The 23,937-nt window shown below is 75.4% G+C and carries 21 protein-coding genes; 13 read left to right on the forward strand and 8 right to left on the reverse strand.

What is annotated here, in order from left to right:
- Positions 1–108: 108 nt before the first annotated feature.
- A complete protein-coding gene (locus ACZ5NJ_RS12480) occupies positions 109–903 on the forward strand; it encodes a response regulator transcription factor (protein WP_468764785.1) in 795 nt (264 codons plus the stop codon).
- On the forward strand, positions 896–2,005 hold the full coding sequence (locus tag ACZ5NJ_RS12485; protein ID WP_468764787.1) for a sensor histidine kinase: 1,110 nt from the start codon (positions 896–898) through the stop codon (positions 2,003–2,005). The genes ACZ5NJ_RS12480 and ACZ5NJ_RS12485 overlap by 8 nt, the downstream gene beginning before the upstream one ends.
- 101 nt (positions 2,006–2,106) lie before the next feature.
- Here ACZ5NJ_RS12485 and ACZ5NJ_RS12490 read toward each other — a convergent pair whose 3' ends face one another.
- Positions 2,107–3,171 (reverse strand): NAD-dependent epimerase/dehydratase family protein, encoded by a 1,065-nt coding sequence (locus ACZ5NJ_RS12490; RefSeq protein ID WP_468764789.1) that lies wholly within the window; start codon positions 3,169–3,171, stop codon positions 2,107–2,109.
- A 169-nt stretch (positions 3,172–3,340) separates the two neighbouring features.
- Here ACZ5NJ_RS12490 and ACZ5NJ_RS12495 point away from each other — a divergent pair, with 169 nt between their 5' ends.
- Entirely contained in the window at positions 3,341–4,555 is a 1,215-nt protein-coding gene (locus tag ACZ5NJ_RS12495) for a D-alanyl-D-alanine carboxypeptidase family protein (protein ID WP_468764791.1), read from the forward strand.
- Positions 4,556–4,679: 124 nt separating this feature from the next.
- Here the strand turns inward: ACZ5NJ_RS12495 and ACZ5NJ_RS12500 are convergent, their stop codons facing one another.
- Positions 4,680–6,296, reverse strand: coding sequence for a serine/threonine-protein kinase (locus ACZ5NJ_RS12500; RefSeq protein ID WP_468764793.1), 1,617 nt, complete (start codon positions 6,294–6,296; stop codon positions 4,680–4,682).
- Positions 6,297–6,539: 243 nt separating this feature from the next.
- Between ACZ5NJ_RS12500 and ACZ5NJ_RS12505 the strand changes: the two genes are divergently transcribed.
- The 4 genes from ACZ5NJ_RS12505 (at position 6,540) to ACZ5NJ_RS12520 (ending at position 11,347) form a co-directional block, all read left to right on the forward strand.
- Positions 6,540–8,372 carry a glycoside hydrolase family 15 protein gene (locus tag ACZ5NJ_RS12505; RefSeq protein ID WP_468764794.1) on the forward strand — a complete coding sequence of 611 codons (1,833 nt, stop codon included), beginning with the start codon at positions 6,540–6,542 and terminating at the stop codon, positions 8,370–8,372.
- Between the two features lie 142 nt (positions 8,373–8,514).
- Entirely contained in the window at positions 8,515–10,326 is a 1,812-nt protein-coding gene (locus ACZ5NJ_RS12510; protein WP_468764796.1) for an ABC transporter ATP-binding protein, read from the forward strand.
- 81 nt (positions 10,327–10,407) lie between these two features.
- Positions 10,408–10,758, forward strand: a complete 351-nt coding sequence (locus tag ACZ5NJ_RS12515) for an STAS domain-containing protein (protein WP_468764797.1) — start codon at positions 10,408–10,410, stop codon at positions 10,756–10,758.
- Positions 10,759–10,798: 40 nt separating this feature from the next.
- Positions 10,799–11,347 carry an ATP-binding protein gene (locus tag ACZ5NJ_RS12520; protein ID WP_468764798.1) on the forward strand — a complete coding sequence of 183 codons (549 nt, stop codon included), beginning with the start codon at positions 10,799–10,801 and terminating at the stop codon, positions 11,345–11,347.
- On the opposite strand, the gene ACZ5NJ_RS12525 is transcribed toward ACZ5NJ_RS12520, so the two are convergent.
- Positions 11,319–11,900 (reverse strand): hydrolase, encoded by a 582-nt coding sequence (locus ACZ5NJ_RS12525; protein ID WP_468764799.1) that lies wholly within the window; start codon positions 11,898–11,900, stop codon positions 11,319–11,321. The two genes, ACZ5NJ_RS12520 and ACZ5NJ_RS12525, sit on opposite strands and share 29 nt — an antisense overlap.
- Before the next feature lie 232 nt (positions 11,901–12,132).
- Here ACZ5NJ_RS12525 and ACZ5NJ_RS12530 point away from each other — a divergent pair, with 232 nt between their 5' ends.
- Positions 12,133–13,182, forward strand: a complete 1,050-nt coding sequence (locus ACZ5NJ_RS12530; protein WP_468764800.1) for an enoyl-CoA hydratase/isomerase family protein — start codon at positions 12,133–12,135, stop codon at positions 13,180–13,182.
- A 7-nt stretch (positions 13,183–13,189) separates the two neighbouring features.
- Here ACZ5NJ_RS12530 and ACZ5NJ_RS12535 read toward each other — a convergent pair whose 3' ends face one another.
- A complete protein-coding gene (locus tag ACZ5NJ_RS12535) occupies positions 13,190–13,933 on the reverse strand; it encodes a TetR/AcrR family transcriptional regulator (protein ID WP_468764801.1) in 744 nt (247 codons plus the stop codon).
- A gap of 282 nt (positions 13,934–14,215) precedes the next feature.
- Between ACZ5NJ_RS12535 and ACZ5NJ_RS12540 the strand changes: the two genes are divergently transcribed.
- Together ACZ5NJ_RS12540 and ACZ5NJ_RS12545 are read left to right on the forward strand one after the other, a co-directional pair.
- Positions 14,216–14,968, forward strand: coding sequence for a class I SAM-dependent methyltransferase (locus ACZ5NJ_RS12540; protein WP_468764802.1), 753 nt, complete (start codon positions 14,216–14,218; stop codon positions 14,966–14,968).
- A gap of 77 nt (positions 14,969–15,045) precedes the next feature.
- Positions 15,046–16,308, forward strand: coding sequence for a cytochrome P450 family protein (locus ACZ5NJ_RS12545; protein WP_468764803.1), 1,263 nt, complete (start codon positions 15,046–15,048; stop codon positions 16,306–16,308).
- Between the two features lie 3 nt (positions 16,309–16,311).
- On the opposite strand, the gene ACZ5NJ_RS12550 is transcribed toward ACZ5NJ_RS12545, so the two are convergent.
- The 4 genes from ACZ5NJ_RS12550 to ACZ5NJ_RS12565 form a co-directional block, all read right to left on the reverse strand.
- Positions 16,312–17,382: an alpha/beta hydrolase gene (locus ACZ5NJ_RS12550; RefSeq protein ID WP_468764804.1), complete on the reverse strand. Its 1,071-nt coding sequence runs from the start codon at positions 17,380–17,382 to the stop codon at positions 16,312–16,314.
- A 98-nt stretch (positions 17,383–17,480) separates the two neighbouring features.
- On the reverse strand, positions 17,481–19,070 hold the full coding sequence (locus ACZ5NJ_RS12555) for a molybdopterin-dependent oxidoreductase (protein ID WP_468764805.1): 1,590 nt from the start codon (positions 19,068–19,070) through the stop codon (positions 17,481–17,483).
- A 256-nt stretch (positions 19,071–19,326) separates the two neighbouring features.
- Positions 19,327–19,512, reverse strand: coding sequence for a hypothetical protein (locus ACZ5NJ_RS12560; RefSeq protein ID WP_468764806.1), 186 nt, complete (start codon positions 19,510–19,512; stop codon positions 19,327–19,329).
- Positions 19,513–19,690: 178 nt separating this feature from the next.
- Entirely contained in the window at positions 19,691–21,379 is a 1,689-nt protein-coding gene (locus ACZ5NJ_RS12565) for a ricin-type beta-trefoil lectin domain protein (protein WP_468764807.1), read from the reverse strand.
- A 201-nt stretch (positions 21,380–21,580) separates the two neighbouring features.
- On the opposite strand from ACZ5NJ_RS12565, the gene ACZ5NJ_RS12570 reads away from it, so the two are divergent.
- The 3 genes from ACZ5NJ_RS12570 (at position 21,581) to ACZ5NJ_RS12580 (ending at position 23,652) form a co-directional block, all read left to right on the forward strand.
- Positions 21,581–22,222, forward strand: a complete 642-nt coding sequence (locus ACZ5NJ_RS12570; RefSeq protein WP_468764808.1) for a TetR/AcrR family transcriptional regulator — start codon at positions 21,581–21,583, stop codon at positions 22,220–22,222.
- 37 nt (positions 22,223–22,259) lie between these two features.
- Positions 22,260–23,180: a serine/threonine dehydratase gene (locus ACZ5NJ_RS12575; RefSeq protein ID WP_468764809.1), complete on the forward strand. Its 921-nt coding sequence runs from the start codon at positions 22,260–22,262 to the stop codon at positions 23,178–23,180.
- Between the two features lie 112 nt (positions 23,181–23,292).
- Positions 23,293–23,652 (forward strand): hypothetical protein, encoded by a 360-nt coding sequence (locus tag ACZ5NJ_RS12580; RefSeq protein ID WP_468764810.1) that lies wholly within the window; start codon positions 23,293–23,295, stop codon positions 23,650–23,652.
- Positions 23,653–23,937: the final 285 nt, after the last annotated feature.

The raw sequence follows: 23,937 nt of genomic DNA on the forward strand, positions 1-23,937 counted from the left end.
ACCTGACGGCCGGGACGGGCGCCCGAAGACCTTACGAAACGCGGACACCGCGCCGCACGGCCGCGGACCGGGGCCCGTGCGGGGGCGCCGCGATGTCACCCTTGGGGCATGGCACCCCCTGACGCAGCCGTCCCCGCCCCCGACGACACCGGCGGGCGGGTCCTCGTGGTGGACGACGACCCGACCGTCTCCGAAGTCGTGGCCGGCTACCTGGAACGGGCCGGGTTCGCCGTGGACCGGGCCGCGGACGGACCGGCCGCCCTGGAGGCCGCCGCCCGGCACCGCCCGGACCTCGTCGTCCTCGACCTCATGCTGCCGGGCATGGACGGCCTGGAGGTCTGCCGCCGGCTGCGCGCCAGGGCCGACGGGAGGCTCCCCGTCCCCGTGGTCATGCTCACCGCGCGCGGTGACGAGGAGGAGCGGATCCTGGGCCTGGAGGTGGGCGCGGACGACTACGTGACCAAGCCCTTCAGCCCGCGCGAGCTGGTCCTGCGCGTACGGTCGGTGCTGCGCAGGGCGTCCCCGGCGGCCCCCGCCGACGCCCCGTGGCTCACGGCCGGGGCCTTGGCGGTGGACCCCGCCGCCCGCCGGGCGACCAAGGACGGCGCGGAACTCCCCCTCACACTGAGGGAGTTCGACCTCCTGGCCTACTTCCTCCGGCACCCGGGGCAGGTCTGCGGCCGGGAGCGGCTGATGCGCGAGGTCTGGGGCTGGGACTTCGGCGACCTGTCCACCGTGACCGTGCACGTACGCAGGCTGCGCAGCAAGATCGAGGCGGACCCGGCCGACCCGCGGCTGATCACGACGGTATGGGGGGCGGGCTACCGGTTCGACGCGGTCCCCCGCCCGTCCGGCCCCGCGGCGGCCGCGGCGGCTCCGGGGGAGGGCGGCGCCGGTGCGTGACCTGCTCCTGATCGCCCTGTACGCCTTCCTCGGCGCGGCCGCCGCCGGCCTCCTCGGCGCCGCCGCCCTGCGGATACTGCGCCGGCGCAGCGTCGCCGCGTCCCTCGCCGTCGTCGCGGCGGTCGCCGTGTCCGCGATGCTCGCCGGAACCCTCGCGGTGGCCTGGGCGATGTTCCTGTCCTCCCACGACCTCGCGGTGGTCACCACCGTCGCCGCGACGGCCGCCGCCGTCTCGCTCGGCACGGCCCTGCTGCTGGGCCGCCAGGTGGTGCTGCGCTGCCGGGAACTCGTGGGCGCGGCGCGGGACTTCGGGGAGGACGGCACCTTCACGGCGCCCGCCGTGCCGGCCCCGGCCGAACTCGCCGCGCTCAGCCGCGAACTGGCCCTCACCAGCGAGCGCCTCGCGGCCTCGCGCGAACGCGAGCGCGCGCTGGAGACCTCCCGGCGCGAGCTGGTGGCCTGGATCTCGCACGACCTGCGGACCCCGCTGGCCGGCCTGCGCGCGATGTCGGAGGCCCTGGAGGACGGCATGGCGGCCGACCCGGCCCGCTACCACCGGCAGATGCGCGCCGAGGTGGAACGCCTCAACTCCATGGTCACCGACCTCTTCGAGCTCTCCCGCATCCACGCCGGCGCGCTCTGCCTCAGCCCGACCCGGATGTCCCTCCACGACCTGGTGGGCGACGCGCTGGCGGGCGCGGACGCCCTGGCCCGGGCGCACGGGGTGCGGCTGGCGGACGGGGGCGTCGCCGCGCTCCCGGTGGAGGTCGACGGCAAGGAGATGACGCGGGTGCTGTCCAACCTCCTGGTCAACGCCATCCGCCACACCCCGGCCGACGGCACCGTCGCCATCGCCGCCGAACGCCGTGCGGACGCGGTGGTCCTGACCGTCACCGACGCCTGCGGAGGCATCCCCGAGGAGGACCTGCCCCGGGTGTTCGACACCGGCTGGCGGGGCAGCCGGGCGCGTACCCCTCCCTCGGGGGCGGGGCTGGGCCTGGCCATCGTCCGGGGCATCGTCGAGGCCCACTCCGGACACGCCGACGTCCACAACGTGCCCGGCGGCTGCCGCTTCGTCCTGACCCTCCCGGCCCTCGCGTAGACGGATGGGGCGGGGGCCTGCGCCCTTCGGCGGGGGGCCCGCGGCCTTCGGCGGCCCGCCGCCCTCTCCGCGGCGACCGTCCTGCCGGACGCGGTACGTCCTCAGGCGGCGGAGCCTGCCGACGCCCGCTGACCGGACCGGGCGAACTCGGCCATCCCGGCGGCGAAACCCACCCGCGGACGCCAGCCCAGCTCGTCGCGCAACCGGGCCGAGTCGGCGGTGATGTGCCGTACGTCGCCCAGCCGGTACTCGCCGGTGACCACCGGCGCCGGCCCGCCGTGCGCCGAGGCGAGCGCGCGGGCCATCTCCCCGACCGTGTGCGGTTCCCCGCTGCCGGTGTTGTACGCGACCAGCCCTCCGTCCGGCATGGCGCCGACGGCCTCCAGCGCCGCCACGTTTGCCGCCGCCACGTCCGTGACGTGGACGAAGTCCCGCCGCTGCGCCCCGTCCTCGAAGACCCGGGGGGCCTCGCCCCGGGCCAGCGCCGAGCGGAAGAACGAGGCCACCCCGGCGTAGGGGGTGTCGCGGGGCATCCCCGGCCCGTACACGTTGTGGTAGCGCAGCGAGACCGCACGGCCCCCCGTACAACGGGCCCAGGAGGCCGCCAGGTGCTCCTGGGCCAGTTTCGTCGTCGCGTACACGTTCCGGGGATCCGCCGGGGCGTCCTCCCCGACCAGGCCGGGCGCGAGCTCGGCGCCGCAGTCGGGGCAGCGGGGTTCGAACCGGCCCGCGTCGAGGTCCTCGGCCCGGCGCGGCCCGGGACGTACCGTGCCGTGCCGCCCGCAGGTGTACCGCCCCTCCCCGTAGACCACCATCGAACCGGCGAGGACCAGGTCCCGTACGCCGGCGGCGGCCGTCTGCGCCAGCAGCACCGCCGTTCCGAGGTCGTTGCAGCCGACGTAGTCGGGGGCGTCCGCGAAATCCTTCCCCAGGCCGACCATCGCCGCCTGGTGGCACACCGCGTCCACTCCGCGCAGCGCCGCCCGGACGGCGTCGGCGTCCCGGACGTCGGCGCGGACGAACTCCGCGTCGGGCAGCGGCGGGGTGCCGGGGTGGGCGGCCGGGAGCAGGGCGTCGAGGACGACGGGCTCGTGCCCCCGGTCCTCGAGGGCGGTGACGATGTGGGAGCCGATGAAACCCGCTCCTCCGGTGACGAGTACGCGCATGCCGAGGACGCTACGCAGGACGCGGCCTCCCCGGGACCCGCGACGCGTACCCGTAAGACTTCCGTCATGAGACGGCCGGGCCGAGGCGGGCGCGCGCCGGTGGAGGCGGCATAGGCCGGTCGGCCCAGGCCGGGCTGCGCGTTGCCGGGGGCGTACCTACCGTGACCGGATGAGCCTCAGTACGTCAGCGCGCGGGTCCCTTTGCCGTGCGGCCGCCCTGGCCGCCGGCGTGGGCCTCGCCCTCACGCCCCCGCCCGCCGGCGCGGCGGCCCTGGCCGAGCCGGCTCCGCCACGGGCGGAGGCCCCACCGGACCCGGCCCTGCTGCACCGGCCCGGCGTGCAGCTACGGGCCCGCCCGGGCGCCCCCGCCCTGCCCGACGACCTCTCCGCGCTGTCCTGGCTGGTGGCCGACGCCGGCAGCGGTGAGGTGCTCGCCGCCCACAACGCCCACCTCGGCCTGCCGCCGGCCAGCACCATGAAGACGCTCTTCGCGGTGACGGCCCTGCCCCGCCTGCCCCGCACCGGCACCCACACCGTCACCGACGCCGAACTCGCCGACGTCGGCGAGGGAAGCAGCCTGGTCGGCCTCGACCCCGGCCTCACCTACCGGATCCAGGACCTGTGGCGGGGGGTCTTCCTCAGCTCCGGCAACGACGCCGTCCACGTCCTCGCGGCCATGAATGGCGGCTGGGCGCAGACGGCCGCCCAGATGCAGGCCAAGGCCCGCGCCCTGGGCGCCACCGACACCCACGTCGTCTCCCCGGACGGCTACGACGCCGAAGGCCAGGTGTCCTCCGCCTTCGACCTCGCCGTCTTCGGCCGCGCCGGCCTCACCGACCCCGACTTCGCCCGCTACGCCGCACTCACCGACGCCCCGTTCCCGGGGGACACGGACGCCGAGGGCCGGCCCGCCTGGACGTACGGCATCGAGAACACCAACCGGCTGCTCACCGGCGAGGACGGCGTCGGCCGCTACCCGGGCATCCTCGGCATCAAGAACGGCTACACCTCCGAGGCCGGCTTCACCCTGGTCACGGCCGCACGACGCGACGGCCGCACCCTCCTGGCCACCGTCATGAACCCCCAGCGGGGCGGCGCCTCCGCGGTGTACGAGGAGGCGCGGTCCCTGCTGGACTGGGGCTTCGCCGCCGCCGGACGGGTGACCCCGGTCGGATCGCTCCAGCCCCCGCCGCCACCCCGGCCGGCGGCCCCGGCCGGCGGACCGCCCGCGGCCGCCGCCCCGGAACCCGCGCGGGACGGGACCGGCTACGCGTGGCCCGCCGGCCTCCTCGCGGGAGCCGCCGCCGCGGTGGCCGCGTACCGTCTGCGGCGGCGCCGCCCCCGCCGGGACGCCGACGCGGCCGTGGACGCCGCGGGCGGATGAGCGGGGGCCGGACCACCGCTCGGGGCCGTGCCGCACGCCCGGGCGGCGCGCCCTGGCGCGGATCGTGGGCAGCGCGCGGATCGTCGGCGTCGACGGACTCGACGACCGCAAGCCGGCCGACGTGTCACGTCACACACGTCCCGGCAGTGCCCCAGCGGAGGAAGCGCGGGCCGGTGTCGTCGTCGCCGTCGACGACACCGACCGCGTAGCGGGCGTAGGGCCACCCGGCGCGGGCGCGGGCCTCGGTACGGAGGGCGTCGCAGGCCACGCGCGCGGCCGTCCGCGCCCACTCCTCCCGCGTGGCCGGGCTCCATTCGGGCTTGGTGGCCCACACGTACATCACGCGCTCGTCCGGGGCGAAGCCGATGCTGGTGTTCGCGTCGCCGATGTAGCGGGGGTCGTGCACGAGGCGGGAGTTGCCGTTCCACTCGCCGAAGAGCCGGTGGACCGTCTCGGTGGCCATGCGGACCTCTTCGCGGTCGGTACTGGGGATCCGGGCGGCCGCCAGGCCCGCACGGGTGGGCCGCGGGCCGTCCTGGCCCTCGGCGCCGTCGGTGTCGGTGCCGGGTAGGGGCCGAGGAGCGGCGCGCGGTGTCCCGTCGTCGGACGGCGCCGGCTGCCGGGGCTCCGTGCCCGTCGTGGCCGGCGGCCCACCGGCGGCGGTCGCGGCCGTCGCCGGGGAGGCGGCGGGGGAAGCGGACCGGGTGTGCGCGTCGCCGGCCAGGAACGCGACGCCCCCGCCCGCCAGACCGCCGACGACCACCCCGGCGACCAGGATGACGGCGATACGGGTGCCCACCGCGGCGGGCCGCGGCCACGACGGGTCGTACGGCGCGGGTACCGACCACTCCGCCCCGAAGGGGCCGCCGACGACGGTCGGCGCCGCCCCCGAGCGGACCACCTCGGTGGGCCGGGCGGCCTGCAGGCCGGCGCAGGCGTCGGCGGCCCCGCGCGCGGTGGGGCGGGCGGCCGGATCCTTGGCGAGGGCGCCCTCCACGATGCCGCGCAGCGCTCCGGGCAGGCCGCAGAGGTCGGGGTCGGCGGACATGACGCGGAAGGCGACCACGTCCGGGGCTCCCGTGCCGAACGGCGCCCGGCCCGTGGCGGCGTACGCGACGAGCGCGCCCCACGCGAACACGTCGCCCGCGGGGCCCGCGGTGCCGGTGCGGTAGTGCTCCGGACTGATCCAGCCGGGCGTGCCGGTCATGACGCCGGTCCGGGTCACGGAGGTGCCGTCGACGGCGTGGGCGATGCCGAAGTCCAGCACCCGGGGCCCGGTGGGGGTGAGGATGACGTTCTGCGGCTTGACGTCCCGGTGGACGACCCCCGCCGCGTGGATGGCCGCGAGGGCCTCGGCGGTACCCGCGGCGAAGGCGCACAACGTACCGCCGGTGAGGGGGCCGTGGGCGGCGAGGTGGCGGTCGAGGGTCAGGCCGGCGGCGTAGGCGGTGGCCAGCCACGGTGCGGCGGCCTCGGGGTCGGCCGCGACGAGGGGGATGAGGCACGGACCCTGGACGCGGGCGGAGAGCCGCACCTCGCGGCGGAAGCGGGCCCGGAACTCCGGGTCCCCGGCCAGCGAGGCGTGGACGACCTTCACCGCGAGGCGCCGCCCGGCCGGGTCGAGGGCGGCGTGGACGGTACCCATTCCGCCGGAGCCGAGACGGCCGATGACGCGGTACGGGCCGACCCGCCGGGGGTCGCCGGGGCGGGCGGGCTGCACCCGCCCGTCGGAGCGGGCCATGCTCACGGAGCGTCCGTTCCCCTTCTGTGACCGGGGCGCGACGGGGCCGGGCGCCCCCGTCGGCCGGATGTCCGGGCGGGCCCGGAGGGGGGATCGTATCCGGAGGCCGCCGTCCGCGGGGCCGTCCAGCGGGGAACCGGCGCCGCGGCGGGCGGACACGGGGGCGGGCCGGCACGGGGTGCCCGGGGGCGGGCGTGACCGTAGCGTGGGGAGGGGAGCGGTCGGGGCTGTGGAGGGAGCGCCATGCGTCGACGCCGGTATCCGCCGATCGGGGACCACGGGCTCATCGGGGACCTGCGGACGGCCGCGCTGGTCTCCTCCGAGGGGGTGGTCGACTGGTTCTGCGCGCCGCGCTTCGACGCGCCCAGTCTGTTCGCCTCCCTGCTCGACCACGAGCACGGCGGGTACTTCGCCGTCGCCGCCGAGGGGCGCGACGCCGTCACCCGGCAGCTGTACCTGGCCGACACCGCCGTCCTCGTCACCCGGTTCATGACCGAGGACGGGGTCGGCGAGGTCGTCGACTTCATGCCGCTGGGAGAGGCCGAGGCACCCCCCGACCGGCACCGGATCATCCGCATCCTGCGCGTCACCCGGGGCACCGTCCGGTTCGGCATCGACTGCCGGCCCGCGTTCGACTACGGGCGCGCCGGGCACGCTCTGACGGTGGACGCGGACACCGCCCGGTTCGGCGGACCGGACGTCTCGGCGTTCCTCCAGGTCAGCGGACCGGTACGGATACGCGGGGACGGTACGGGGGTACGGGGGGAGGCCGAGCTGGAACAGGACGGGCTCGCCGCCGCCGTTCTGACGGTCTGTCACGACCCTTCCGCCGCACCGCCCGAGCCGATGACCGCGCCCGAACTCCGCCGGGCGTTCCGGTCCACGTACGACCACTGGCACCGCTGGATCGGCCGCAGCCGCTACCGGGGGCGCTGGCAGCAGATGGTCAACCGGTCGGCGATCACCCTCAAACTCATGACGTACGCCCCCACCGGAGCCCCCGTCGCCGCCGTCACCATGGGCCTGCCCGAACGGATCGGCGGGGAACGCAACTGGGACTACCGCTACACCTGGGTGCGCGACGCGTCCCTGTCGGTGAAGGCCCTGATCGACCTGGGGCTGGAGGACGAGGCCGAGGCGTTCCGGCACTGGCTCGGGGCCCGCGTCCACAGGGGCGGGACGGTCACCGGCGAGCCCCTGCAGATCATGTACCGGGTCGACGGCGACCCGCACCTGACCGAGGAGGTCCTCGGCCACCTGGAGGGCTACCGGGGGTCCGCGCCCGTACGCCTCGGGAACGGCGCCGCCGAGCAGCTCCAGCTCGACATCTACGGCGAGGCCGTCTTCGCCCTCAGTCACGCCGCCGACCTGGCCCAGCTGGCCGGGTACGACGGCTGGCGCAACCTCAGCGACCTCCTCGACTGGCTGACCCGCTCCTGGGACCGCCCCGACGAGGGCATCTGGGAGACCCGGGGCGGCCGCCGCGACTTCACCTACAGCCGGCTGATGTGCTGGGCGGCCTTCGACCGGGGCATCCGGCTGGCCGCACGACTGGCCCGGCCCGCCGACGTGGCCGGCTGGACCGCCGCACGCGACGCCGTCTTCCACCAGATCATGGAGCGCGGCTGGAGCGAGCGCCGCGGCGCGTTCGTCCAGCACTTCGACGGTGACGTGCTCGACGCCTCGCTCCTGCTGATGCCCACGGTCGGCTTCCTCTCCCCGAAGGACCGCCGATGGCTGTCCACCCTCGACGCGATCGAGGCGGGGCTGGTCTCCGACAGCCTGGTGCACCGGTACGACCCGGGGCAGTCACCGGACGGACTGCGCGGCGAGGAGGGCACGTTCTCCCTGTGCACCTTCCTCTACGTCGGCGCCCTCGCCCGCGCCGGACGGCTGGACATGGCCCGGTACGCCTTCGACAAGATGCTCACGTACGCCAACCACGTCGGGCTGTTCGCCGAGGAGATCGGACCGACCGGCGAACAACTGGGCAACTTCCCGCAGGCGTTCACCCATCTGGCGCTCATCGCCGCGGCGCTCGCCCTCGACGAGGAGCTCGACCGGTCGGACCACTGAGGCGCCCTGTCGCACACCGCACCCGTTCCCCTACAGTGCGTGATGCCCGTACCGGTCGAAAAACGGATGGACCGTACGGGCGCCCTTGCGGAACACTGCGGAACCTTGTCTGACGGTCCGACACAGCAGGGTTGGTACGGGAATGCCAGAACCATGCACGAATCCGCCGAGCAGGGGCTCGGTGGTCCTCGCACTTCGTCACTACGGCCGGGAACTGGCCCGCCTCAAACGGTGGGCCGTCCCGGCGATGCTGCTCCCGGCGCTGGGCAACACCGGCATCAACTACGTGGCGCCGCTGCTCGTCGCCAAACTCGTCGGCCGGATCGCCGACGGCGGCCTCACCCGAACGGGTGCCATGCTCCCGTACGTCGCCGCCTTCGCCGTGGTCCTGCTCCTCTCCGAGGGGACGTGGCGCCTCGGACTGCACTGCCTCAACCGCGTCGACGCCCTGGGCGTCGAGCGCCTGTACGTGATCGGCCTGGACGAACTCTTCGCCAAGGACGCCGCGTTCTTCCACGACAACTTCGCCGGCTCGCTCACCAAACGGGTCCTGAGCTTCGCCTCCCGCTTCGAGGAGTTCGTCGACGCCCTGACCTTCAACGTCGTCGGACGGCTCGTGCCCCTGGTGTTCGGGTCGGTGGTGCTCTGGCGGTACGACCCGCTGCTCGTCGCCGGGCTCCTGGTGATGATCGTGGTGACGGCGGTGGTCGTGACGCCCCTGATCCGGCGCCGTCAGGCCCTCGTCGACCAGCGGGAACAGGCCATCGCCCGGGTGTCGGGGCACGTCGCCGACAGCCTGATGAACATGGACACGGTCCGCGCCTTCGCCGCCGAAGGGCGCGAGGCCGCCGAACACCGGTCCCGGGTCGCGGAGTCGCGCCGCCTCATGCTCCGCTCCTGGGACTACGGCAACCTGCGCATCGACACCGTGGTCGCCCCCATGTCCGTACTGACCAACGTGCTCGGCCTGTTCCTCGCCGTCTCGCTCGCCGGCAGCGGGCACGGGGTGGAGGCGGTCGTCGTCGCCTTCACCTACTACGGCAACGCGACCCGGATCATGTTCGAGTTCAACCAGATCTACCGCCGCCTGGAGAGCTCGATGACGGAGGCCGCCCAGTTCACCGAACTGCTGCTGACCCCGCCGAAGGTGCTCGACCCGGCCCACCCGGAACCGCTCGGACGGCGGACCGCCGACGTCTCCTTCGAAGGAGTGCGCTTCACCCACGCGGGTGGCTCCGAGCCGCTCTTCGACGGCCTCGACCTGGCCGTCGCCGGCGGGGAGAAGATCGGTCTCGTCGGCCGCTCCGGCGGCGGCAAGACCACCCTCACGCGGCTGCTCCTGCGGATGACGGACATCGACGCCGGCCGGATCCTCATCGGCGGGCAGGACATCACCCGCCTCTCCCAGGCCGACCTGCGCGGCATGATCGCCTACGTGCCGCAGGACCCCGCCATGTTCCACCGCACCCTGCGCGAGAACATCGCCTTCGCCCGGCCGGACGCCACCGACGCCGAGATCCGCCGCGCGGCCGAGGCCGCGCACGTCACCGAGTTCGCCGACGCCCTCCCTGACGGCTTCGACACCATGGTCGGCGAGCGCGGGATCAAGCTCTCCGGCGGACAGCGCCAGCGGGTCGCCCTCGCCCGGGCGATCCTGCGCGACGCGCCCGTCCTGCTGCTCGACGAGGCCACCAGCGCCCTCGACTCCGAGAGCGAGCTCCTCGTCCAGGACGCGCTGTGGCGGTTGATGGACGGGCGGACGGCGCTCGTGGTGGCGCACCGGCTGAGCACGGTCGCCACCATGGACCGGCTCGTCGTCCTCGACCGCGGACGCATCGTCGAGCAGGGCACCCACCGGGAGCTGCTCGCCGCCGACGGGGCGTACGCCAAGCTCTGGCAGCACCAGTCCGGCGGCTTCCTCGACGACACTCCGGCACGGGCCGACCTGGTCTAGGCGTGGAAGGGGTATGCATGCATAGGGCGCCGGGACCGGGGCAGGCGCAGGGAGCGCGCGGAAGGATGATGCCGGATGGTGATGCCGGGAACGGAAGACGAACGGTTCAGCGTCGCGGTACGTACGGTCGGCGGGGCGGTTCTCCTCACCCTCGGCGGCGAGCTGGACCACGACACGGCCGAACCCCTCCGGCAGGCCCTGGACGCCGCGGCCGCCCACGGCGGGCGACTGGTGGTGGACATGTCCGGGCTGCGCTTCTGCGACTCCACGGGCCTGAACGCCCTGCTGCACGGCCGGATCGCCATCGACGAGGCCGGCGGCACCCTGGAGCTGGCCGGCCTCGCCGGGCCCGTCGCCCGCATGTTCCGGATCACCGGCGCGGACGGGGTCTTCCCCGTCCACGAGGACGTCGCGCAGGCGCTGGGCGCCTGACCCGGCCGCCGAGGAGCGAAGGGAGAGGGGGAGCGGGGCCATGGAAGAGCGCAGGCCGGTCCACCGGAACTGGCTCCTGGTCCTCGACGGACTCGCGGACCCCGTCTCGCGCAGCCGCGACTTCACCCACCGGGCCCTGACCGCGTGGCGCTGGCTGCCCGCCGCCACGGCGGTGGGGCGGCAGGCGGCGGAGGACGTCATGCTGCTGGTGTCGGAGGTGGTGGCCAACGCCTGCCTGCACGGGGGCGGGGCGGGCGCGCTGGTGCTGGACTGCACGCCGGAGCGGCTCCGGATCGAGGTGACGGACATCAACCCGGCGCCGCCCGTTCCCACCGGCTTCCGTGCCGGAGGCGGAGGGCGTGGGACGGGGGCCGACGGGCGGAGGGCCGGCGCCCGGCCGGGCGGGCCCGGGTGGCCGGGCGGGTTCGGCCTGCTGATCGTGGACCGCCTGGCCCGGGCGTGGGGCTCACGCCCGGGGGCGGCCGGCAAATGCGTCTGGCTGGAGGTGCCCTGCCCGCCCGAGGCCCGGTGCCCGCCGGCTCCGAGCGACCGGGCGGGGCTCAGCGGAGGCGGTTCAGCGCGGCGATGACCTCGGCGGTGGAACTGACCCGGCCGATGCGGGGAAAGATCTTCTCGAAGGTGTGGGCGTGCGAGGCGGCGTCCAGGTCGGCGGTGGCGTCCTCGGCGAAGACCAGCCCGTAGCTGTGCTCCCACGCGGTGCGGGCGGTGGACTCGACCCCGATGCTGGTCGAGATGCCGGCCAGCACGATGCGGCGGATGCCGCGCCGGCGCAGCTGGAGGTCAAGCTCGGTGCCGGTGAAGGCGCCCCAGTGGCGCTTGGTGACGGTGACGTCGCCCAGGGCCGCCAGTTCGGCCGGGATCTCGGAGAACGCGGCCGGCGGGGCGGTGGCGGGGCCGGGACGGTCGACGTCCGTGGTGGGCAGGTCCCCGCCGTCGGGCGACCAGGCGACGTTGACCAGGACCACCGGGAGCTTGTGCGCGCGGAAGGCTTCGGCGAGGGCGATGCCGCGGGCGAGGACCTCGCCGGAGGGCCGGGCCGTGGGCAGGGCGAGGATGCCCTGCTGGAGGTCGATCAGGACCAGGGCGGTGCCGGGGTCGAGGGTGAGGGCTGAGGCGGTCATGGGGGTGGGCTCCTCGGGCGTCGTCGTACGGGTGCTGACGAGGGCTCAGTCTGCCGGGTGCCGCCCGGCGGGGCCGACGGGTGGTGGCGGCCGCGCGGACCGGCCGCGCTCGGTGCCGGGGCCTGCTCAGGGCGCCGGCGCCGCGGGGCGCGTTCGGCCCGAATTCGGCCAGACATGACAAGATCGTCAGAAACGATCTTCATAGGGCGCCGGGCCCGACATACTGGCGGTTGTGAAGACCGAAGACGAGACCGTTCAGATCGGTACCGAGGGCTGTACGGGCCTGATCACCCTCAACCGCCCCGAGGCCCTCAACGCCCTCACCCGCCCCATGGTCCAGCGGATCGCGGAAGCCCTGACGGCCTGGGAGCACGACTCCGCCGTCCGGCAGGTGCTGCTGCGCGGGGCCGGCGAGCGGGGCCTGTGCGCCGGCGGTGACATCCGGGCCATCCACGCCGACGCGAAGGCCGGCACCACCGGCTCCCTCGCCTTCTGGCGCGACGAGTACCGGCTCAACGCCCGCATCGCCCGCTACCCCAAGGCGTACGTGGCCCTCATGGACGGCATCGTGATGGGCGGCGGGGTCGGCCTGTCGGCCCACGGCGGTGTCCGGATCGTCACCGAACGCTCCCGGGTCGCCATGCCGGAGACCGGCATCGGCTTCGTCCCGGACGTCGGCGGCACCTACCTGCTCTCGCGCGCCCCCGGCGAACTCGGCACCCACCTGGCCCTGACCGGCACGGCGGTCGGCGCGGGCGACGCGATCCTTTGCGGGCTCGCCGACCACTGCCTCCCGTCGGCCTGGCTGGAGGAGTTCACCCGCGAGCTCACGGCCGCCCCCGTCGCCGAGGTGCTGGAGAAGTTCCGGGGGGCCACCGCCCCCGAGGCCCCGCTCGCCGCCGAGCGGGAGTGGATCGACCACTGCTACGCCGCCGACACCGTCGAGGAGATCCACCAGCGGCTGCTGGCCACGGGCCTGCCCGCCGCCCGGGAGGCCTCGCAGACCCTGCACGCCAAGTCCCCGACCTCCCTGAAGGTCACCCTCGCCGCCCTGCGCCGGGCCCGCGCGCTGGACTCGCTGGAGCGGGTGCTGGAGCAGGAGTACCGGGTCTCCAGCGCCGCCCTGTCCGCCCCCGACCTCGTCGAGGGCATCCGCGCCCAGGTGATCGACAAGGACCGCCGGCCGCGCTGGTCCCCGGCGGCCCTCGTCCAGGTCCGCCCGGCGACGGTGGACCGCTTCTTCGCCCCGCTCGGCGAGGGCGACGAACTGACTTTCCCCTGAGGGGGGTTCAGCCGCGGCCGAGCCGGGTCGCCAGGCCGTCGAGGATCCGCTGGAGTCCGTAGTCGAAGTTCTCCTCGCGCATCCGCGCCGGGTCCCTGCCCTGCCAGGCCGCGGCGTGGTCCTGCGTCAGCGGGTGCTCCTCCAGGGCCTGCCGGGAGGCCGGGACCAGGGACTCCAGCCACTCGGTCTCGCTCTTGCCGCTGCGGGCGAGGAGGGACAGGTAGGAGGCCTCGCTGGTCGCCGCGCCGAGCACGTAGGACATGACGGCCTTCATCGCGAGGTCCGCCTCCTCCTTCGGGAACCCGGCCGCCAGGGCCAGGGCCAGCATCCGCTCCGACATGCGCATGAGGTTCGGGCCCAGGTGCGCCAGCCCCACCTGGCCGAGGACGGACGCCACCCAGGGATGGCGCAGGACCATGGCGCGCAGGCTGTGCCCGCTGTGGGCCAGGGCCTCCCGCCAGCCGTCCGGGCCGGTGGTGTCGGGCAGTTCGAGCTCGCCGTAGACCTCGTCCACCACCAGCTCGATGAGCTCGTCCTTGTTGGCCACGTGCCGGTACAGGGAGGTGGCGGCCGTGCCCATCCCAGAGCCCAGCTTGCGCATGCTCAGCGCCTCGATGCCTTCGGCGTCCAGCAGCCGCACGGCGGCCGCGACGATCTGCTCCCGGCTGAGCGCGGGCTGCTCCTTCTGCCGGCGGGGCCGGGTCCAGACGGAGGGGACGGGCGCGGAACTCTGCTGCTCTGATGAGGACATGCCTCCAGCCTACCCCGTTGCGCACGCTGTACGCAGCATGCGTACAGCTGAAGGGCGGACGGGCCGGATCTCTTCGGAAAGCGGCCCCGCGGCGCCCGGAAACACCCCCCGGGGCGGACTGTACGGGGGTGCGGACGGGTGTGCGGCCGGCGCGGGGGAGGGGCCGGCCGAGGAGGGGGCGAACGGCGGCCAGGCGGCCGCTCGGCGGATCGGCGCAACGGCTCCGACCTGCGGCGATGCGGCCCGAATCGGTACGATGTCCCCCTCGGGAAAGGGGAGTTCATGGACCGGAACATACGCGCGGTGGACGACGTGCTCAGCCTCCTGGACGGGCTCTTCGCGCCGGGCGCGGACCGCTGGACGGCCGACGGCGCGCAGTGGTGGGACGGCTTCTACGCCGACCGTGACAAGCCGGTGCCGTTCTTCGTGGCGAAGCCCGACGAGAACCTCGTCTCCTGGCTCGACCGCGGCCTGATCACCCCCGGCCGCGCCCTCGACCTGGGCTGCGGCCCGGGCCGCAACGCCCTCCACCTCGCCTCCCTGGGCTTCGAGGTGGACGCCGTCGACCTGTCCCCGACGGCCCTCGCCTGGGCCGGGGACCGCGCCCGCGAGGCGGGCGCCGACATCCGCTTCCACCACGGCGACGCCTTCGCCCTCGCCGCCTCCGGCGCACTCGGCGGACCGTACGACCTGGTCTACGACTCCGGCTGCTTCCACCACCTGCCGCCGCACCGCCGCGTCAGCCACCTCGCCCTCCTCGAACGCGTCCTCGCCCCCGGCGGCCACCTCGGCCTCACCTGCTTCGCGTCGGGCGCGATGGGCTCCGAGCTCCCCGACGCCGAGCACTACCGGCAGGGCGGACTCGGCGGCGGACTCGCCTACACCGCGGAGTCCCTGCGCTGGATCTTCGCCGGCCTGGAGGAACGGGAACTGCGCCGCATGCACGACGAACCCGATTCCTCCCCGCACTTCGGCGAGGACTTCCTCTGGACGGCCCTCTTCCGCCGCCCCGCCCCGGCCCCCGCCGCCGGCTGACGCGACGACCCTGTACAACCCGGGCTCCAGGCCGCACTGTTGGCGGCGAACCGACCGTACGGACCAGGAGAGCCGGCTTGTCACCCGACCGCAGACCCGACACCACCGCCGACGCCCACGTCATCGACCCCGCCGGCGGATGTCCGCACGCCCTCAACGCCCGGCTGCGCGCCGGCGGAGCCGTGGCCGGGGTGGTCCTGCCCGGCGGGGTGCCCGGAGCCGTCGTCCTCGGACACGAGGCGCTGAAGGAGTTCCTCGCCCACCCCGACGTGGCCAAGGACGCCCGCCACTTCCCCGGACTGCACGACGGGAGCGTCCCCGCCGACTGGCCGCTGCGGGTCTTCGCCAACGCCCAGGGCATGCACACCGCCGACGGCGCCGACCACCGCCGCCTGCGCTCCCTGGTCGGCAACGCCTTCACCGCCCGTCAGGTCGAACGGCTGCGCCCGCGCGTCGAGGAGCTGACCGGTGCCCTCCTCGACGACCTCGCCCGCGCCGCCGAGGGGTCCCCCGACGGCGTCGCCGACCTGCGCACCCACTTCGCCCTGCCGCTCCCCATGGCCGTCATCTGCGAACTCCTCGGCGTGGACCCCGAGCACCGGGGCCGCCTGCACGCGCTCTCCCACACCGTGATCATCGCCACCGACGTCCCGCCGGCCGAGGTCATGGCCGCCGCACGGGAACTCGTCGAGCTGATCGCCGCCATCGCCGCCGCCCGCCGCGCCGCACCCGGCGAGGACCTCACCAGCGCCCTCATCGCCGCCCGGGACGGCGACGGCGACCGGCTGAGCGAGGCCGAACTCATCGGCACCATGCGGCTGATGCTCGTCGCCGGCCACGAGACCACCCTCAACCTCATCAGCAACGCCGTCCGCGCCCTGTGCGCCCACCGCGACCAGCTCGCCCTGGTCCTGGAGGGACGGGCGAGCTGGTCCGACGTGGTGGACGAGACCCTGCGCTGGGACGGCCCGGTCAGCTGGTTCCCGTTCCGCTACCCCACCCGCGACCTGACCGTCGACGGCACCCTCATCCCCCGGGGCACCCCGGTCCTCGCCGGCTACACCGCCGCCGGCCGTGACACGGCCGCCCACGGACCCGACGCCGGCCGCTTCGACGTCACCCGTCCCGGCGCCGCCCGCCACCTCTCCTTCGGACACGGCGCCCACTACTGCGTCGGCGCCCCGCTCGCCCGGCTGGAGGCCACCATCGCCCTGGAGCGGCTGTTCACCCGCTTCCCCGACCTCGACCTCGCCGTTCCCGAGGCCCGGCTCCCGCACCAGCGCAGCTTCATCGGCAACAGCGTCGAGGCCCTCCCGGTCCGGCCCGGCAAGGCCGTGTAGCGGCTACGCCGGGCCGTCGGGAGGGGACAGCTCCGTACTCAGCCAGCCCAGCGCGTCCGGATACATCCCCGACCAGGTCTGGAAGTTGTGGCCCCCGGCCGGGCGGACCAGCGTCTTCACCCGGACCCCGCTGCCCTGCGCCGCCCGGCCGAAGGCGGCCAGCTGCTGCGGCGGGCTGTCCCGGTCCTGCGCGGAAGTGGCCAGGAACAGCCCGACGTCCGCGCCCCTGGCCTGCCCGACCAGCCACATCGGGCTGTTGCGCTCCCGCAGCACCGGATCCGGCAGCACCTGCGGATCCCCGGTCAGCGGATCCGGGTCCAGGGCCGCGCCCGCACGGAACACCTTCGGGTACTGGAGCGGCAGCTTCACCGCGCAGAACGCCCCCGTCGACACGCCCATCAGCCCCCACCCCTTCGGCTCCGGCAGGGTGCGGAAGTTCTTGCGCACCAGGTCCGGTACGTCCTCCGCCAGCCAGGTCGCGATCTTGCGCTGCGGGGTGTCGGTGCAGTCGGTGTTCACCCCGCCGGGGTACAGCTCCGGGATGACCAGGATGAACGGGTGCGCCGCGCCGAGGCGCACCAGCTGCTCCAGCGCGTCCGGCATGGACCCCAGGTCGATCCAGGAACGCGGGGTGCCCGGATACCCGTGCAGCAACGTCAGCACCGGGAAACGGGTCTTCTGCGCGCCGGGGGCGTCGTACTCGGGCGGGGTCCACACGACCACCTGGCCGGCCAGCTTCGAGTGACTGCCCCGGAAGTACGTGCTCCGGGTGCCGTTCTCCCCCGGGGTGAAGCGGGCCCGGCCGGGCGGGGGCCCGGTCATCGCCGAAGCGTTCGCACCCGCGCCGGTGCCCAGCAGGTCGTCCCAGGAGGCGTAGAGCCCGTAGCCGTCGTTGATCCAGGCGGCCACCACGCCGATGGCCGTCAGCTGGCACACCCCGATCATCAGCACCCGGACCACCCACCGCAGCACGGCCGGACCGGGCACCCGGTTCCACAGCAGCAGCGCCAGGAGCATGGCCAGCGCGGTCACGGCGATCAGCGTGGCGAGGAACGACGTGCTGGTCAGTTCCACGGCGTCGGCTCCTGAGGGTATGGAGGCGAATGGAGGCGTTTGGCGGCGTGTGGAGCGGTATCCCCGGCATCCCACCACAATGTACGGTCCCGGAACTCCTACGCGCGGACGCTCACCGTGACGGAGTGCCAGCCCGTCGCCCCGTCCGGAAGGGTCCCCCGGCGCTCCTCCGGCTGGACGTCGCCCCGCCCGTCCGTCGCACGGACCTCCAGGGTGTGCTCCCCGGGCGCCGCCTCCCACGGCCACACCCACTGCCGCCAGGTGTCGGCCCCGTCCGACGCCCCGAGCCGGGCCTCGTGCCAGGGGCCGCCGTCGGCCCGTACCTCCACCCGGGCGATCCCCCGGTGCTGCGCCCACGCCACCCCGGCCACCGCCACCCGTCCCGCCGCGAGCTTCGCGAAGGGGCGCGGGGTGTCGATCCGCGACTGCGTCTTGACGGGTGCCTGCTGCGCCCAGGAGCGGCGCACCCAGTACGCGTCGTACGCGGCGAAGGTAGTCAGCCGCAGCTCGGTCAGCCACTTGCAGGCGGACACGTAGCCGTACAGGCCGGGGACGACCATCCGGACCGGGAAGCCGTGCGCGAAGGGCAGCGGCCGGCCGTTCATCCCCACGGCCAGCAGCGCGTCCCGGCCGTCCATCACCGTCTCGACGGGCGTGCCGATCGTCATGCCGTCCACCGAGCGCGCCACGAGCTGGTCGGCCGTGCCGCCCCGGGACGGCGGCCGCACCCCGGCCTCGCGCAGCAGGTCGGCCAGGCGCACGCCGAGCCAGCGGGCGTTGCCCACGTACGGGCCGCCCACCTCGTTGGAGACGCAGCACAGGGTGACGTCGTGCTCGGTCAGCGGCCGCGCGAGCAGCTCCGGCAGGGTCAGCGTCAGCGGCCGGGTGACCCCGTCGCCGTGGAGGGTCAGCCGCCAGTCCCCGGCGTCGACGCGGGGGACGACGAGGGCGGTGTCGACCCGGTAGAAGTCCCCGGCGGGGGTGAGGAACGGGCCCACGCCCGGCACGCGCAGGTCCGCGCCCGCGGGCAACGGCGGCGCGGGTGCGGCCGGGGGCGGGAGGACCAGGTCGGCCCGGGAGGCGGTGGCCGCGGCCGAGCCGTGGGCGCCGAGGCGGCGGCCGGCGTATCCGGCGACGGCGGAGGCGGCGACGGTGGCCGCCAGGAGGCGGCCGAAGCCGCGCCGGTCCAGCGGCCACGTCCCGGCGGGCCGACCCGGCGCCGGACGGGGCCGCCGTAGGGCTGTGACCAGCAGGTACAGCACCCCAGCCGCGACCGCCGCGCCGGCCAGGGACGGCAGGGCGTCCTTCCACCCGGCTTCCGGGCGGCTCAGCGCGGCCGCCGCCCCGAGCAGCCCGACCGCCGCGGCGGCCGCGCAGCCCGGGAGCGGGTGGCGGACGGCGAGGACGCCGGTTCCGGCGGCGAGGACGGCCAGGACGGCGGCGATGCCGAGGGTCAGGACCAGCTTGTCGGAGGTGCCGAAGGAGCGGACGGCCCACTCCTTGACGGCGGCGGGCGTACGGTCGACGACGGCCCCGCCGACCGCGGCGAGCGGGGACGCCTCCGGGCGTACGAAGGCGGCCGCGAGCTCGGCCGCCGCGAGGCCCGCGAAGGCGGCGGCCAGACCGGCGGCGGCGCCGGCCGCCGTGCGGCGTCCGGGGTGTGCGGGGTCCGCCCGTACGGATGCCATGACCCACCTCCACGCGGCCGCCCCTCCGCCAACATAGCCCCGGCGCCCCCGCTGCCGCTGCACGGAGCCGTCTCCCGGGGGCCCCGCCCCCGAACCCCCGCGCCTCACACGCCGGAGGGGCTGTGGATGGCCCGCGCGGCGTTCGAGCGCACCGGGCGAGGAGCGGCCGGTACCGCGGTCAGGGGCGGAGCCCCCGGGAACGGTGGAAGGGCGGGTAGGGGACCGCTCCGCGCGGCGGCAACCCCCGCGTCGCGCGTCACGCACCCCCTGGGGCGTCCGGGTTCGGGACCGAGCCGGTGCCGTTCTGCGGGCCGGGCTCCGCGGAGCGGTCGGCGGCCGGGGCGGACGGTCTGCGTTTGCGGAGTTCCACGACCCCGTCGGTGATCCCGGCGGCGGCCTGCGGGGCGGGGGTCCGGGGCCGCTCCTGAGCGTTCTCGTACATGTCGGTGCACTCCTGTCGGCTCGCGTGGCCGGCCCAGCGGGCGCCGGAAGGGGCGGCGCCGGATCGTTCCGGCGCCGCCCCCAGGGCCTGCTCCGGCCGTTGCCGCCAGTGAACCCAGCGCCCGTGCCGGGCGGGGCCGCCCGTCGGGCGATTCCCCCGGAAGAGTGAAGCCGCACCGTCACACGGGCAGCGACCAGGCCTGGTCCGCCCGGTGGTCGCCGCACGCGGCCAGCCGCAGCCGCTCGGCCGGGGCGTCGGCGGCCGCGGGGGTCGCCGGGGCCGTCAGGCACGACCCGCTCGCCTCCTCCACCAGCGACCCGTCCCGCCGGTGCCGCCAGCTCTGCCCCGCCCGGCGCCCGGCCGCGCAGTCCGCCAGCTCCACCAGGGCGCCGCCGCCGGCGGTGAGGCACTGGCCGGCCAGCCTCAGCCGTCCGCCGCCGCCCAGGGTCCAGCGCTGGTCGCTCCCGCCGGTGCAGGCGGCCAGGACGACCGCGCCGACGCCGCTGGTGCTCGCCCCGTCGGCGCACTTCGCCCCGAGCCCGTTGATCTGTCCGGTGGGCACGGCCCCGGCGCAGCCGCCGCGCGGGGTGAGCCGCCACACCGCCGTGTCGTGCGCGCCGACCCGCGCCGTCAGCGCGTCGCCCGCCTCCGTGCGCTTCCCGGTCCACAGGTCCTCGGCGTCCACCGCGCAGGGGGCGGGCAGTCCGACGTCCGCCAGCGGTACGGAGACGTCACGGCCGGCCCCGGAGCGGTTGAGCACCGCCACGGCCCGGTCCCCGTTCGCCAGCGGCCGTACCAGCACGTCGGAGGCCGCGTCGGAGGAGACGACCGCGCCCTGGCGGCCCAGCGGGTCCTGGTCCAGTGCGATCAGACGGGTGTTGCCGAGGGCCGCGAGCCCGCCGGGGCTGAGCGCCGACACGTCGGAGGACAGGATGAAGGGGGCGGCCATCATCGCCCACAGCCCCACCTGGCTGCGGCTCTCCGCGTCCGTAAGCCCGGGGGCGCCCGCGATCAGGAAGTCGGGGTCGTTCCAGTTGCCGGGGGCGGCGTACCGGCCGAGCCAGCGGTTGTAGCCGTAGTTCCCGAGGACCGAACTCCAGCGGGAGGTCTGCGGCGCGGTCGCCCGGTAGACCTTGATGTCCTTGCCCTCGCGCCACAACTGGCCGGTCTCGCCGACCCAGTCGAGGACCTTGTGCCAGTCGGAGCCGCCCCACTCGCCCTGCTGGAAGTAGGCGGGGGCGGAGGCGGAGAGGACCATCGGACGCCCGCTGTCGCGCAGTGCCCGGGCCACCGAGTTGTACGCGTCCCGGTAGGCCTGTTCCTTCGTCTTCCCGGGCGGCACCCACAGGTTGCAGCCGTCCATCTTCACGTAGTCGACGTTCCAGGAGGCGAACAGCCGGGCGTCGCGGGCGTAGTGGTCCGCGCCGCCGCCCTCGGGGGCGCCGCTGCCCGGGTAGCGCTCGCAGGTCAGGGAGCCGGCGTCCTCGTAGATGCCGAACTTCAGCCCCTTCGCGTGCAGGTGCTCGCCGAGCCAGGCCATGCCGTGCGGGAACTTCACCGGGTCGGCGACCAGGTTCCCCTGCGCGTCGCGCTGCTTGAGCATCCAGCAGTCGTCGACGGTGACGGTGTCGTACCCCTTCGCGGCGAGGCCGCTGGAGACGAGCGCCCCGGCGTTGGCGACGACCTTGGCCTCGTCGATGTCGCACATGTAGTGCGCCCAGTTGTTCCAGCCCATGGGCGGGGTGAGGGCGAGCGGGGTGTCCGAGGTCGCGGTCGGCTCCGCCGTCGCCGGGGCGGGGCAGAGTGCGAGGGCGAGCAGGGCGGCCGCGGTCAGACAGGGGAGTGAGGCGCGCAGGCGAGGCGGCACGGGGTCTCCTTGGCGTGGTGCGTACCGGCGGGGATCGTGCCTCAGTGCAGCGGCGCGACCACTCGCTGTCAACGCGAGTCGGGGGTGAAGGGCCGATGACCAGCAATATGGCCGCAGCCGGTTCACACGCCCGTGTCGGGCCGGCCGGCCGGCCATCGGGAAGCTACGCCGTATGTGACGCTGGCTGATACGGTGTATCTCATGCCCAGAAGATCAGCGGCCCTCGACCGGGCGACCCCGGAGGCCATCGCCGCCGCCGCCCTGCGCATCCTCGACGAGGAAGGGCCCGCCGCCCTGAGCTTCCGCGCCCTCGCCGGCCGCCTCGACGTCTCCCACGCCACCGTCCAGCGCCGCTGCACCGACCTGGCGGGCCTGATGGACCTGTGCACCGAGCACCTCGCCGCCCAGCTCCCCGAGGTCCCGCCCGGCACCGACTGGGCCGAGGCCACCGAACTGCGGTTCGGGGCCCTCTACCGGCTGCTGACCGCCCACCCCGGCCTGCTCCTCCTGCGCGGCGGACGCCCCTGGCTCGGCCGCCGGTTGCTGGCCCGGCTCGCCGAACCCGCCCTCGCCGACAGCCTCGCCGCCGGGATGACCCGCGCCGAGGCCATGACCGCCTACCGCCGGATGTACCTGCTGACCCTGGGCAGCGCCGCTTTCGTCGACCACCGCGATCCCGCCGGGGCCACCGCCGCCTCGCGGGCCGCGCTCGCCGCGCTCGACCCGGCCGAGTTCCCGGTGCTCGCGGGCGCCCCGGACGAACTGCTGCCCCCGCTGACCGACCACGAGGTCTACTACGGCGCCCTGCGCCAGCTCATCGCCGCCGCCCGGCCCACCGCCTGAGCGCCCCGGCATCCCGACACGAGAGAGGCCGCCCGCCATGGAACAGCAGCTGGACTACGCCGCCGTCCGCGCCGCCGCCGACCGTACGGCCGGGGCCGTCCGGCCCGTCGCCGTCGCACCCGTCGCCGAGGGCCTCTGGTACGCCCTGGAACACCTCCAGCACACCGGCTCCTTCAAGGCCCGCGGCGCCCACAACTTCCTCGCCGCCCATCGCGAGGCCGGAGCCCTCCCGGCCGTCGGCGTCACCATCGCCTCCGGCGGCAACGCCGGCCTCGCCTGCGCCTGGGCGGCCCGTGCCCAGGGCGTGCCCGCCACCGTCTTCCTGCCCGCCACCGCCCCGCGCGTCAAGGTCGACCGGCTGCGCGGCTACGGCGCCGACGTCCGGCTCGTCGGCGACCGCTACGCCGAGGCCCTGGAGGCCTGCCACCGTTTCGCCGCCGACAGCGGAGCCCTGAGCAGCCACGCCTACGACCACCCGCTGATCGCCGCCGGCGCCGGGACCCTGCTCGACGAGATCCGCGCCGCGCTGCCCGGCCTGGACACGGTGGTCGTCGCGGTCGGCGGGGGCGGGCTGTTCGCCGGCGTCGCCACCGCCGCGCGGGCGCACGGCGTACGGGTGGTCGCGGCCGAACCCGAGAACTGCCGCGCCCTGAACGCGGCGCTGGAGGCGGGCCGCCCCGTCGACGTCCCGGTGGACTCCGTGGCCGCCGACTCCCTGGGCGCCCCCCGGGTCTCCGCCGACGCCCTCGCCGCCGCGCAGGAGGACAACGCCGTCTCCGTCCTCGTCCCGGACGCGGCCATCACGCAGGCCCGGCGCGCCCTGTGGGAGGAGCACCGGATCGTCGTCGAGGCCGGGGCCGCGACGGCCCTCGCGGCCGTGCGCACCGCCCCTCGGCCGCCGGGCGAGCGGGTCGCCGTCGTCCTGTGCGGGGCGAACACGGACCCCGCGGACCTCTGAACCGGCGACGAACGTCGCGGCGGCGCACGACTTTCGAGTACGGCGCGCCCGCCCCGCCCCCTGCGAGGCTCCCCGGTGTCAGCAGGAACACGAGGGCACGGAGGAACGGGTCATGGCTCAGCGCAAGGGTTGTTTCATCGGCTGCGGAGTGGCGCTGGTCCTGGGCGTCGGCCTCCTCGCCGCGGTCTTCTTCGGCTTCGGGAAGATGATCGACGTCGCCGAGAAGACGCTCGTCGACCCGAAGGTCTACGCATCGGTGCAGGTCGGCGACCCCGAGGGCGAGGTCCGCGCGAAGCTGCCCTCGGGCGAGAGCTTCGTCAAGAGCGCCCTCAAGGAGGGCGGACCCGCCGAACCCGCGGGCAGCGTGTGCGCCTGGTACGTCTCCAGCGACGACAAGGCCTCCGAGGAGGTGCTCCGTTTCTGCTTCAAGGACGGCAAGCTCGCCGAGAAGGCCCAGTACCGCATGAAGTAGCGTTCCCGCTCCCCGCGGAGCTGTGCCGCGCGCGTCCCGGCCGCCGTCGATAAGGAGTCAAACCTGCCCCGGAACCGTCTCCCGGGCGCGTGCCGCGGCCGGGGCGCCGAGCTCCTCACCGGAGCGCTTCGGTCCAGTTCAAGGGCCTCTTCGCCGGTGTCCCCGCGGCCGCCCGCGGGGCCCGGCGACACGGGTTCCCCCGGCCAGCGGGACTTCCTGCCGCGTTGACGCGCCCGGCGCTTGCGTACAGCCTGGGGCACCGCCCTCCGGCGCCACGGCCGGAGC

The organism is Streptomyces sp. NPDC032091, from assembly GCF_055580265.1.